The organism is Janthinobacterium sp. OK676, assembly GCF_900103595.1.
Lineage (GTDB): Bacteria > Pseudomonadota > Gammaproteobacteria > Burkholderiales > Burkholderiaceae_D > Janthinobacterium.
The window spans coordinates 540,978-552,821 of record NZ_FNHA01000001.1; the positions used below are offsets into that span (position 1 = coordinate 540,978).

Sequence of the window (11,844 nt, forward strand, 5' to 3'; positions counted from 1 at the left end):
AGCAGTCGTATCAGGCTGTAAAGCGCCCTATAATACCAATGATGAAGCCAACCAATCTGATTATTCTCGTATTGTTTTATTCACGCCATGGCGCCACGCGCCAGTTGGCCGAGCTGATAGCCCAGGGAGTGGAAAGCGTGCCCGGTTGCGATGCCCGCCTGCGCACCGTGCCCGCCGTCTCCACGGTGGCCGAAGCGACGGCGCCCGAAGTGCCGCCCGATGGCGCACCCTACGTGGAACTGGACGACTTGCAGGAATGCGCTGGCCTGGCCCTGGGCTCGCCCACGCGCTTCGGCAACATGGCCGCCGCCATGAAGTACTTCTGGGACGGTACGGCCAGCGACTGGCTGGCCGGCAGCCTGTCCGGCAAACCCGCCTGCGTGTTCACGTCCACGGGCAGCCTGCACGGCGGCCAGGAATCGACCCTGCTGTCGATGATGATTCCCCTCTTCCACCACGGCATGCTGGTCATGGGCCTGCCCTACACGCATCCCGAACTGATGACGACGTCCACGGGCGGCTCGCCATATGGCGCCACGCACTGGTCGGGCATAGCCGGCGACAAGGCGCTCAGCGACGATGAAAAGCGCCTGGCCATCGCCCTGGGCCGGCGCCTGGCGGAAAACGCCGCGAAACTGGCAGGCGCATGATGCACGGCGCACTGCACAAGTATTTTCACTGGGGCGCCATCGCCAGCCTCGTCACCCTGATCGTCTGGTGCGTGCTGTGGGAAACCGTTGTCGCGCCGCTGCAGCCGGGCGGCTCCTGGGTCGTCCTGAAGGCTGCGCCCCTGCTCATTCCCCTGTACGGCGTCATCAAGCGCGACGTCTACACCCTGCAATGGTCGTCGATGGTCATCCTGCTGTACTTCACGGAAGGCGTGGTGCGCGGCTACAGCGACAGGAACGCCACCTCGGCCCTGATGGCCTGGGGCGAGGCGGCCATCGTCTGCGTCTATTTTGTGTGCGCCGTGCTGTATCTGCGCCCGTATAAAAAGGCCGCCAAGCGCATGGCCAAAGAGCTGCTGGAAAAAGTGAATAAAGTGAGCATCAAGAAATGAGCGACATGCCTGTGACTGACCGAACCGATTTCCTCGCCGCCTGCCGCGACCTGCTGGGCGACACTTATGTACTCACCAACGACGCCGACACGGCGCCCTTCCTTACCGACTGGCGCGACCGGTTCACGGGCAAGGCCCTGGCCGTACTGCGCCCCGCCACGGTGGAGCAGGTGGCAGGCGTGCTGCGCGCCTGCACGCAGTGGCAAGTCCCCGTCGTGCCGCAAGGCGGCAACACGGGCCTGGTGCTGGGCAGCATCCCCGACGCGGCCGGCACGGCCGTCGTGCTGTCGCTGGCGCGCCTGAACGGCATACGCGCGCTCGATCCCGTCAACCGCACCATCACGGTCGATGCGGGCTGCATCCTGCAAACCATCCAGGAAGCGGCCAGCGCCGCCGGTTGCCTGTTCCCCCTGTCGCTGGCGGCCGAAGGCAGTTGCACCATCGGCGGGAATCTGGCGACGAACGCGGGTGGCACGGCCGTCCTGCGCTACGGGAATACGCGCGAGCTGTGCCTGGGCCTGGAAGTGGTCACGCCGCAGGGCGAAATCTGGAGCGGTTTGCGCGGCCTGCGCAAGGACAATACGGGCTACGATTTACGCGACCTGTACATCGGCGCCGAGGGCACCCTGGGCGTGATCACGGGCGCCGTCATGAAGTTGTATCCGCAGCCGAAAGCGTGCATCACGGCACTGGCCGCCATGCCCTCGCCCGCCCATGCCCTGCGTTTATTAAGCCTGATGCAGGACCATTGCGGCGCCAGCCTGACGGGTTTTGAACTGATGTCGCAATACTGTCTGCAGCTGGTGGCGGAGCAGTTCCCGCAACTGCCGCGGCCTTTCGCCGATGCGCATGGACAGTACGTGCTGCTGGAATTATCGAGCAGCCAGTCCGAGGCGCACGCCGTCGAATTGCTGGAAGCGAGCATAGGCGCGGCCCTGGAAGACGAATTGATCGAGGACGCCGTCGTCGCCAGTTCCGTGGCGCAGTCCGAGGGATTATGGCAGCTGCGCGAACACATCCCCCTGGCGCAGGCGCAGGCGGGCAAGAACATCAAGCACGATATCTCGCTGCCCATTTCCCGCATCGCCGATTTCATCGCCGTCACGGACGCGGCCCTGGCAACGGCCTTCCCCGGCTGCCAGCTCGTGTGCTTCGGCCACCTGGGCGACGGCAACCTGCACTATAACGTGGCGCCCCCGGGCGGCATGACGGACCGCGACTTCCTCGCCAACCAGGATGCGATCAACCGCATCGTGCACGACCAGGTCCACGGCTTCGGCGGCTCGATATCGGCCGAACACGGCATCGGCGCGCTGAAGAAGGACGACCTGGCACGCTACAAGTCGCCGCTGGAACTGCAGCTGATGCGCGCCGTGAAGCAGGCGCTGGATCCGCAGAACATCATGAATCCGGGGAAGATATTGTGAAGCCCTCGTCCCTCCTGCTGATGGCCTTGCTGGCCGGTTCCGCCAGTGCGCAGGACGTCTACAAATGCGTGCAGGATGGCCAGACCAGCTACAGCGCCATGCCCTGCACGGGCGGCCAGCTGCAGATACTGGAAGTGCCTTCGCCACCGCCTGCCGTCGACAAGGGCGCAGCCACGCGCCAGGAGCGCGTGGCCAGCCAGCTGGAAGCGGCGCGCAAGAAGCAGGAAAATCTGGCTGACCAGGCGCGCGAGCGGGCCGTCAAACAGAAGGAACTGCATGACAAGCACTGCGCCCAGCTGCGCCTCGACCAGAAATGGGCGGCGCAGGACGCCATCGGCGCGGGCGACAGGAACCGCAATGCGGCGCAACTGAAAGCACGGCGTGCCGGCGAACGCCTGGCCGTCGAATGCGGCAATTGAGTGCGCCGGCGGCAAATCCGGCGGGTACGCGCCTGCTGTCGCGCTGGCTGCTGCTGGGCGAATGGCGCTTTCACCCCGTGCGCGCCTTCGTCGCCATCCTCGCCATCGCCATCGGCGTGTCGCTGGGCTTTGCCATCCATTTGATCAACGCGGCCGCCTTCAATGAATTTTCCACGGCCGTCAAAAGCCTGTCCGGCCAGGCCGACGTGCAGGTGGCCGGGCGCGAAGCGCTGTTTGACGAAGCCATCTATCCATGGCTGGCGCAGCGCGACGGCGTGGCCGTGGCCTCGCCCGTGCTGGAACTGCAAGCGGGCGTGGCCGGCAAAAAGGATGGCGGCCCGCTGCACATCCTGGCGCTCGACGTCTTCCGCGCCGGCTTCATTTCGCCCGACCTGATCGGCTCCCCCGCCGACGGCCAGCCTTTCGACACCCTGGCCGACGACGCCCTCTTTTTATCGCCGGCCGCCCTGCGCTGGCTGGCCGTGGCCGAGGGCGGTCAGGTCGCGCTGCAATCGGGCACCGGCACGGTATCCCTGCGCGTGGCCGGTTCGCTGCAGCGCGCGCGCGCCGGCCAGCGCATCGCCGTGATGGATATCGGCGCGGCGCAATGGCGCTTCAACAAACTGGGCAAGCTGTCGCGCATCGACTTGAAACTGCGCCAGGGCGTCAACCGCGACGCCTTCCAGGCCGACTTGAAGCGCGCGCTGGAAGCACAATACCCGGGGCGTTTCCAGGTTGGCCAGCCCAACGACGAAAACCAGAATAGCCGCAACAATAACCTGAGCCGCGCCTACCGCGTCAACCTGACGGTGCTGGCCCTCGTCGCCCTGTTTACGGGCGCCTTTTTGGTCTTTTCCACGCAGGCCCTGTCCGTCATCCGCCGCCGCGGCCAGTTCGCGCTGCTGCGCGTGCTGGGCATGGAACGGGGCCAGTTGCTGCGCCAGATACTGCTGGAGGGCGCCAGCCTCGGCATCGTCGGCGCCGCGCTGGGCATCGCGGGCGGCTACGCCATGGCGGCCGTGGCCCTGCGCTTTTTTGGCGGCGACCTGGGCGCCGGCTATTTCGCGGGCGTGCAGCCGCAAGTGCAATTCACGCCCGTCGCCGCCTTCGTGTATTTCGCGCTGGGCCTCGGCGTCGCCCTGCTGGGCTGCGCGGCGCCCGCGCTGGAAGCGGCCCGCGCCGCGCCCGCCATCGCCCTGAAATCGGGCAGCGAGGAAGTCGTGACGACGCGCCTGGCCAAGACCTGGCCCGCGCTGGCGTGCCTGCTGCTGGCCGGCGCCTTGACTTTCCTGCCGCCCGTGTTCGAGCTGCCCCTGTTCGGCTATCTGTCCATCGCCCTGCTGCTGATCGGCGCCATTGCCCTGATGCCGCAGCTGGCGTCCGTCGTCTTCCGCGCACTGCAAGCCGCCTGGCTGCGCACGGAAACGAGCTTGCACGCACCCGTGCGCAGCCTGACCCTGGCCCGCCTGGCGAACGCCTCGGGCCAGGCCAGCATCGCGCTCGGCGGCGTACTGTCAAGTTTCAGCCTGATGGTGGCGATGGCCATCATGGTGTCGAGTTTCCGCGTCTCCGTCGACGACTGGCTGCTGCAGATCCTGCCGGCCGACCTGTATGCGCGCACGGCCGCCAGCGGCGGCACGGCAGGCTTGAACCCGCGCGAGCAGGCGAGCATCACCGCCCTGCCCGGCGTGGCCAGGGTGGATTTCCAGCGCGTGCGTTCGCTGTCTCTGGCGCCCGACCGCCCCAACGTGGCCTTGCTGGCGCGCCCCGTCAATTTGCAGGACCCGGGCAAGAGCATGGTGCTGGTGGGCGACACCCTGCCCGTGCCAACTGGCAGCCGGCCCGTGTGGCTGTCCGAAGCGGCGGCCGACCTGTACAACGTCAAGCCTGGCCAGCGCATCGACCTGCCGCTGGCTGGCGGCTTGCACCAGTTCTATGTTGCCGGCATCTGGCGCGACTACGCGCGTTCGTCCGGCGCCATCCAGATGCCGCTCGACGACTACCGCACGCTGACGGGCGACATGGACGTGAGCGACGCGGCCCTGTGGCTGGCCAAGGACGCCACGGGCGACGAGCTGCAGCAGCGCCTGAAAGCCCTGCCGTTTGGCGCCAGCCTGGAAGTGTCGAACCCGTCGGCCATCCGCGCCCTGAGCCTGCAAATATTCGACCGCAGCTTCGCCGTCACCTATCTGCTGGAAGCCATCGCCATCGTCATCGGCCTGTTCGGCGTGGCCGCCACGTTCTCCGCGCAGACCCTGGCGCGCGCACGCGAATTCGGCATGCTGCGCCACGTGGGCGTGACGCGCGGGCAGATTTTATCCATCCTGGCGCTCGAAGGGGGCGCGCTGACGGCGCTGGGCATCGCCACCGGTTTTGTCCTGGGCCTGTTGATCAGCTTTGTGCTCGTCTTCATCGTCAATCCGCAATCATTCCACTGGACCATGCAGCTGCACCTGCCTTGGCCGCTGATCGGCACCGTGGCCGCCGCCCTGCTGACGGCAGCCGCCGCCACGGCGCTGATCGCGGGCCGCCAGGCCCTGTCCGCTGGCCCCATCCGCGCCGTCAGGGAGGACTGGTAATGCGCCATATCGCCATCTTGTTGCTTGCGCTGGCCTTGCCTGGCCTGGCCGCGCCGCCCGCCTTCGCCCCCGTCACGCCGCTGCCAGCCGGCCAGACCCTGCGCATGCCGCAGGACTTCGGCGCCCATCCCGCGTATAAAACGGAATGGTGGTACGCCACGGGCTGGGTAAAAACCGCCGGCGGCGAACAACTGGGCTACCAGGTGACCTTCTTTCGCAGCGCGACGGCCACCGATGCGGATAACCCCAGCGCGTTTGCGCCCAAGCAGCTGATCATCGGCCACGCTGCCCTGTCCGACCCGAAAGTGGGCAAGCTGCTGCACGACGAGAAAAGCGCGCGCGAAGGCTTCGGCCTGGCCTACGCCAAGGTGGGCGACACGGACGTGAAGCTCGACGACTGGCGCATGCGGCGCCAGACCGACGGCACTTATCAGGTCAGCCTGGCCGCGCGCGACTTCAACTTGCAGCTGACCCTCGCTCCGACCCAGCCCGTGCTGCTGCAGGGCGAGAACGGCTACTCGCGCAAGGGCGCGCGGCCCGCGCAATCGAGTTACTACTATAGCGAGCCGCAGCTGCGCACGACGGGCACGATCGCGCGCGCGGGCGGCAAGCCGGAAGCCGTGACGGGCACCACCTGGCTCGATCACGAGTGGTCGAGCCAGGTGCTCGATGCGGATGCCAGCGGCTGGAACTGGATAGGCGCCAACCTCGATGACGGCGGCGCGCTGATGGCCTTCCAGATCCGCAGCAAGACAGGTGCTAAACTATGGGCGCACGCGACGTGGCGCGATGCGTCCGGCAAGACGACGCAGTTCGCGCCCGGCGACGTCGACTTCACGCCCACGCAGCTGTGGCGCTCGCCCCGCACGCAGGCCGAATACCCGGTCGCCACCGATATCCGCACGGGCGCGACGCGCTGGCACATCAAGCCGCTGCAGCCGGACCAGGAACTCGATTCGCGCCGCTCGACGGGGGCCGTGTACTGGGAAGGCGCCGTGACTGTGGAGCGCGACGGCCAGCCGGTGGGCCGCGCCTACCTGGAAATGACGGGCTACGTCCAGCCGATGAAGTTGTAAGCACGACCAAATACAGTAAAAACTAAGCGAAAAACAATGACAACCAGCACAGAAACAGGCAGTACGAGTACCGCAAGCACCGCAGCAACTCCCGACACCGGCACCAGCCGCGAACTGAAAAAAGGCAGCCTGGCCGCCTTCAAGGGCTTGATGCCCTTCTTGACGCCGTACCGCAAACAGTTCTTCCTGGCCGGTATCGCGCTGGTGGTGGCCGCCGCCTCGACCCTGGCCATTCCCGCCGCCTTCAAGCAGATGATCGACCTCGGTTTCGGCGGCGCGGCCGGCTCGAAAAGCATCCAGCACGTCGACCTGGTCTTCCTCGCCCTGTTCGGCGTGGCGTCCATCCTGGCGCTGGCCACGGCGGCGCGCTTCTATACTGTGTCGTGGCTGGGCGAACGGGTCACGGCCGACATCCGCAGCGCCGTGTACCGCCACGTCGTCACGCAAAGCCCCGCCTTCTTTGAAACGACGCAGACGGGCGAAGTCCTGTCGCGCATCACCACCGACACCACCCTGATACAGGCCGTCGTCGGCACCAGCATCTCGATGGCGCTGCGCAATGTGCTGCTGTTCCTGGGCGGCCTGGTGATGCTGTTCGTCACCAGCGCCAAGCTGGCGGGCATCATCATCGGCCTGTTGATTCTCGTCGTCGTGCCCATCATCGTGTTTGGCCGCCGCGTGCGCAAGCTGTCGCGCGATTCGCAGGACCGCATCGCCGACGCGTCGGCCATGGCCGGCGAAATCCTCAACGCCATGCCCACCGTGCAGGCGTTTACGCACGAGAAGATCGAATCGACACGCTTTGGCGACTCCGTCGAAGGCGCCTTCATGACGGCGATGCGCCGCATCCGCGCCCGCGCCCTGCTCACCATGATCGCCATCCTGCTCGTCTTCGGCACCATCGTGTTCGTGCTGTGGCTGGGCGCGCGCGCCGTGCTGGAAGGCTCGATGACGGGCGGAGACCTGGGCCAGTTCATCCTGTACGCGTCCATCGTGGCCGGCGCCATCGGCGCCCTGTCCGAAGTCATGGGCGAAGCGCAGCGCGCGGCCGGCGCCACCGAGCGCCTGCTGGAACTGATGGCCGTCAAATCGGAAATCGAATCGCCGGTCACGCCGCTGCCGCTGCCCGCGCGCGCCGCCACCGGCGCCGCGCTGTCGCTCGACGACGTCATGTTCTCGTACCCGTCGCGGCCTGATACACACGCGCTCAACCACGTCAGCCTCGACATCCGCGCCGGCGAAACGGTGGCCGTCGTCGGCCCTTCCGGCGCCGGCAAGACCACGCTGTTCCAGCTGTTCCTGCGCTTCTATGATCCGCAAAGCGGCAGCATCCGCCTCGACGGCGTGGACATCAAGCAGCTGGACCTGCACACCCTGCGCGACGCCATCGGCATCGTGCCGCAAGATACCGTGATCTTCTCGGCCGACGCCATGGAGAACATCCGCTACGGCCGCGCCGGCGCCAGCGATGAAGAGGTGATTGCCGCCGCGAAGATGGCGGCCGCCCACGAATTCATCGAGCGCCTGCCGAACGGCTACAAATCGTTCCTCGGCGAACGGGGCGTGCGCCTGTCCGGTGGCCAGCGCCAGCGCATTGCCATCGCCCGCGCCCTGCTGAAAAACCCGCCGCTGCTGCTGCTCGATGAAGCAACGAGCGCGCTGGACGCCGAATCGGAACGCCTCGTGCAAAAGGCGCTGGAAGCGGCCATGGTGGGACGCACCACCGTCATCATCGCGCACCGCCTGGCCACCGTGCAGCGGGCCGACCGCATCATCGTCATGGAAGACGGCAAGATCGTCGAGACGGGCACGCACGCCTCGCTCGTCGCCCTGGGGGGCATCTATGCGAATCTGGCTGCCCTGCAATTTCATCACGTACAACTCAACTAAACACGACTCGCCATGAACGCCTTATTCCACGCCAACCTGGGCATCACCGATTTCTGGACCTTTTTACTGGGGACCATCTTCATCGTCATCCTGCCCGGCCCCAACTCCATGTACGTGCTGTCGGTGGCCGCCCAGCGGGGCGTGCGGCCCGCCTACCAGGGCGCCTTCGGCATCTTCGCCGGTGACCTGATACTGATGGTGCTATCGGCCTGCGGCGTGGCCTCACTGCTGAAAGCCAGCCCGGCCCTGTTCTATGTCGTGAAATACATCGGTGCGGCCTATCTGGGCTGGATCGGCCTGCAAATGCTGATAGGCTGCTGGCGCAAGCTGCGCGCGCCCGCGCCGGCCGACGGTGAAGCGCCTGTGGCGCCAGCGCCCGTGAAAGAAAGCAATCCCTTCCGCAAGGCGTTGATCATCAGCCTGATGAACCCGAAAGCCATTTTGTTCTTCATCTCGTTTTTCATCCAGTTCGTCGATCCTGCCTTCAGCAACCCCGTGCTGTCCTTCGTCGGCCTGGGCCTGATTTGCCAGGTGATCAGTTTTACCTACCTGACGGCCATTATCTTTGTCGGCGCCCGCCTGGCCGACACCTTCCGCCGCCGTCGCCGCCTGTCGGCCGGCATGGGCGGCGGCGTGGGCGCCATGTTCATCGGCTTTGGCGCGAAACTGGCGACGGCCACCTTGTAAGGAAAACACCGTGAACGAGCTTGAACTGCGCCAGCGCTGCCACACCGTCCTGCCCGGCCACCGCCAGCCGACGCCAGCGGCCACCTTCGCCGCCATGGCCGCCTGGTGCGACGCCAACGCTGTTGCGCACGATACCTACGGCGAAGGCGCGCTGATCGAACAGTTCGAGAACAAGATCGCCAGCCTGCTCGGTTTCGAGGCGGCCGTATTCTGCATCACGGGCACGATGACGCAAGTGACGGCCCTGCGCCTGGCCTGCCAGGACCGCGGTTCGCGCCTGGTGGCCCTGCACCCGACTTCGCACATCCTGCGCCACGAGCGGGGCAACCATGAATTGCTCGACCACTTCAAGGGCTTGATACTGGGCGACCCGCACCGTCCGTGGACGGTGGACGACTTGCGCGCGGTGCCCGATGCGCTGGGCGCCGCGCAGGTTGAACTGCCGATGCGCGAGATCGGCGGCCAGTGCCCGTCATGGGATGAATTGAACGGCATCAAGCGGCACTGCCGCGAACACAATATCCATCTGCACATGGATGGCGCGCGCCTGTGGGAAGCGCAAGCCGGTTTCGACCAGTCCCTGCCCGCCATCTGCGGCGGCTTTGACTCCGTCTACGTGTCGCTGTACAAGGGCATCGGCGGCCTCGGTGGCGCCATGCTGGCCGGCAGCCGTCCCTTTGTCGAACGGGCGCGCGAATGGTTCCGCCGCCAGGGCGGCAACATCGTGCACCGCACGCCCTACGTGGTGGCCGCCGCCATGCAGTTCGACGCGCGCGTGGCCGCCATGCCGCGCTATTTCGCGCGCACGCAGTGGCTGTACGCGCTGCTGCGCGACTTCCCGGCGATTGCCGTCAATCCCGCCGCCCCGCAAGCCAACATGCTGCACCTGCACTTGCCCGTCTCGCGCGAACGGGCCATCGCCATCCGCAACCAGGTGGCGCAAGATCACGGCATCTGGCTGTTCGGCCGCGCCAGCCACGCCGCCCTGCCCGGGCACAGCGTGGTGGAATGGTATGTGGGAGATAACTTGCTGGACCTGCCCGACGACACCGTGCGGCTGGCCTTGACCCTGCTGGACCAGGCCATGCGCATCAAAGCCTGAACAACGTAGGTCGACGTAGGTCGGGGTAGGTCGGCTTAGCGCGCAGCGCGTAAGCCGACAACACCACAGTCGTGACCAAAAAAAGCGCCCGAAGGCGCTTTTTTCATTTCATGGCGGCCGGGTCGGCCGCCACTACCTGCTTAGAACTTGTAGTTGTAAGCGAGACCGATCAACTGCATGCGGGTCTTGAACAGGCCCTTGGTGGTTTCACCGTTGCCGGTGCAGCCAGCCATCACTGGCGAGCAGTCATTCTTGTAGTTGACTTCAGCATCCTTGAAGTCTATATAGCTGTAGGCCAGGTCGATCGAGGAATTGGCGTTCAGCTTCCAGTTCGCGCCGATCGAGTACTGCATGCGGTCGCTGTCCGGCAGCGCCGGGTGGCGCAGTTCGGCGCTGCGTACTGGCGCCTGGTCGTGGGCGATACCGGCGCGCAGCATCAGGCTTTCGCTGTACTTGTAGTTGGTACCCAGCGAGACGCGGTAGGTGTCTTTCCAATGCTGGCGGATGCGTTCGGCGCCTTCGGCCGTCGGCGGGAACTGGATGTCCAGGTTCTGCAGGCGCGAAGTGCGGGTCCAGGTGACGTCGCCCATCAAGGCCCATTTATCATCCATCTGATGGAAGGCGTTGACCGACAGGGTTTCCGGCGTGCGCAATTCCACCAGCGCTTCCGAATTGACCTTGTTCGACGCCTTGGCGATGAAGGCGTTCACGGCGGGATTGCTCGTCACTTGCGAGAAGTCCCAGATGGTGCTGCCCTTGAGCTTGTGCGAAATCGACGAACGGTAAGCGATACCGAAACGCGTGCCTTCGTTCAGCTGGTACAGATAGCCCAGGTTGAAGCCGAAGCCCCAGTCGTGGCCATCCATCGAGGCGTGACCATCCTTGATCGGGCCCTGCAGCGCGGCGCCGGCAGCTTGCGCCGCGGCCAGGCCCTGGGTCTTGGCGATATTGGCCAGGAAGGCCTGCGATGCGCCAGGCGCGAACTTGCCCAGGTAGGCGACCGAACCCGGCACGTCCACGCCCTGGCCCAGTTCCGCCTTCATGTATTCGGCCGTCACGCCGAAACCGAACGAGTGGTGCTGGTCCAGCTTGAACGATACGGAAGGATTCAGGGCGATGGCTTCGAGCTTGATGTTGGTGATCGCGTAGCGGCCAAACCAGTCATTGCCGTAGTCGAGCTTGGCGCCATACGGCACGAACAGGCCAGCGCCCACGGTCCATTGATCATTGATTTTCTTGCTGGCGTACAGCGCAGGCGCGAACACGGCGTCCGGCGCGTAATCCTTGGTTGCCGCGTAAGGCGTGCGATTGCCCGGGAAGAAAGGCTTCGAGCCCGAATCCGCGTAGGTCGAGTGGGGAACAACGAGGGTGCCGCCGCCGACGAACTGCGTGCCTTCCAGGCGCGACATGCCGGCCGGGTTGTAGAAAATGGTCGATGCGTCGCCCGCTTCGGCACCGCTGGCATCGGCCGTGCCCTGGGCGGAAACGCTTTGCGAGCCGAAACGGTAGCCCGACGCTTGTGCGGTGGAAGAGATGCCGGCGAACGCGGCAACGATCAGGAGGGGCAGATATTTATGTTTCAATTTAGTCTCTCTTTATTATAT

At 65.8% G+C, this 11,844-nt stretch carries 10 protein-coding genes; 9 read left to right on the forward strand and 1 reads right to left on the reverse strand.

Annotation, left to right across the window (positions count from 1 at the left end; genetic code table 11):
• Window positions 1–41 precede the first annotated feature (41 nt).
• The 9 genes from wrbA to BLU39_RS02585 are packed head-to-tail and all read left to right on the forward strand — an operon-like array spanning window position 42 to window position 10,240.
• Entirely contained in the window at window positions 42–650 is a 609-nt protein-coding gene (gene wrbA, locus BLU39_RS02545) for an NAD(P)H:quinone oxidoreductase (RefSeq protein WP_092709890.1), read from the forward strand.
• The gene (locus tag BLU39_RS02550) at window positions 647–1,060 is read left to right on the forward strand and encodes a DUF2069 domain-containing protein (RefSeq protein WP_092709230.1); all 414 of its coding nucleotides are present in this window, start codon (window positions 647–649) and stop codon (window positions 1,058–1,060) included. The genes wrbA and BLU39_RS02550 overlap by 4 nt, the downstream gene beginning before the upstream one ends.
• On the forward strand, window positions 1,057–2,487 hold the full coding sequence (locus BLU39_RS02555) for an FAD-binding oxidoreductase (RefSeq protein WP_092709234.1): 1,431 nt from the start codon (window positions 1,057–1,059) through the stop codon (window positions 2,485–2,487). Before BLU39_RS02550 ends, BLU39_RS02555 begins: the two co-directional genes overlap by 4 nt.
• Complete coding sequence (locus BLU39_RS02560; protein WP_092709237.1) at window positions 2,484–2,906, forward strand: DUF4124 domain-containing protein; 423 nt, start codon at window positions 2,484–2,486, stop codon at window positions 2,904–2,906. Before BLU39_RS02555 ends, BLU39_RS02560 begins: the two co-directional genes overlap by 4 nt.
• A complete protein-coding gene (locus BLU39_RS02565) occupies window positions 2,894–5,485 on the forward strand; it encodes an FtsX-like permease family protein (protein ID WP_092709240.1) in 2,592 nt (863 codons plus the stop codon). Before BLU39_RS02560 ends, BLU39_RS02565 begins: the two co-directional genes overlap by 13 nt.
• The gene (locus BLU39_RS02570; RefSeq protein WP_092709243.1) at window positions 5,485–6,561 is read left to right on the forward strand and encodes a lipocalin-like domain-containing protein; all 1,077 of its coding nucleotides are present in this window, start codon (window positions 5,485–5,487) and stop codon (window positions 6,559–6,561) included. The genes BLU39_RS02565 and BLU39_RS02570 overlap by 1 nt, the downstream gene beginning before the upstream one ends.
• Before the next feature lie 36 nt (window positions 6,562–6,597).
• Window positions 6,598–8,451, forward strand: coding sequence for an ABC transporter transmembrane domain-containing protein (locus BLU39_RS02575; protein ID WP_092709246.1), 1,854 nt, complete (start codon window positions 6,598–6,600; stop codon window positions 8,449–8,451).
• Between the two features lie 12 nt (window positions 8,452–8,463).
• Complete coding sequence (gene leuE / locus BLU39_RS02580) at window positions 8,464–9,138, forward strand: leucine efflux protein LeuE (RefSeq protein WP_092709249.1); 675 nt, start codon at window positions 8,464–8,466, stop codon at window positions 9,136–9,138.
• A gap of 10 nt (window positions 9,139–9,148) precedes the next feature.
• Window positions 9,149–10,240 carry a threonine aldolase family protein gene (locus BLU39_RS02585; protein ID WP_092709252.1) on the forward strand — a complete coding sequence of 364 codons (1,092 nt, stop codon included), beginning with the start codon at window positions 9,149–9,151 and terminating at the stop codon, window positions 10,238–10,240.
• 140 nt (window positions 10,241–10,380) lie between these two features.
• On the opposite strand, the gene BLU39_RS02590 is transcribed toward BLU39_RS02585, so the two are convergent.
• On the reverse strand, window positions 10,381–11,823 hold the full coding sequence (locus tag BLU39_RS02590; RefSeq protein ID WP_092709255.1) for an OmpP1/FadL family transporter: 1,443 nt from the start codon (window positions 11,821–11,823) through the stop codon (window positions 10,381–10,383).
• Window positions 11,824–11,844 lie beyond the last annotated feature (21 nt).

Excerpts from the sequence above, each read along its gene's own strand:
- wrbA (WP_092709890.1), top strand. The coding sequence starts at position 42 with ATGAAGCCAACCAATCTGATTATTCTCGTATTGTTTTATTCACGCCAT.
- BLU39_RS02550 (WP_092709230.1), top strand. The coding sequence starts at position 647 with ATGATGCACGGCGCACTGCACAAGTATTTTCACTGGGGCGCCATCGCC.
- BLU39_RS02555 (WP_092709234.1), top strand. The coding sequence starts at position 1,057 with ATGAGCGACATGCCTGTGACTGACCGAACCGATTTCCTCGCCGCCTGC.
- BLU39_RS02565 (WP_092709240.1), top strand. The coding sequence starts at position 2,894 with ATGCGGCAATTGAGTGCGCCGGCGGCAAATCCGGCGGGTACGCGCCTG.
- BLU39_RS02570 (WP_092709243.1), top strand. The coding sequence starts at position 5,485 with ATGCGCCATATCGCCATCTTGTTGCTTGCGCTGGCCTTGCCTGGCCTG.
- BLU39_RS02575 (WP_092709246.1), top strand. The coding sequence starts at position 6,598 with ATGACAACCAGCACAGAAACAGGCAGTACGAGTACCGCAAGCACCGCA.
- leuE (WP_092709249.1), top strand. The coding sequence starts at position 8,464 with ATGAACGCCTTATTCCACGCCAACCTGGGCATCACCGATTTCTGGACC.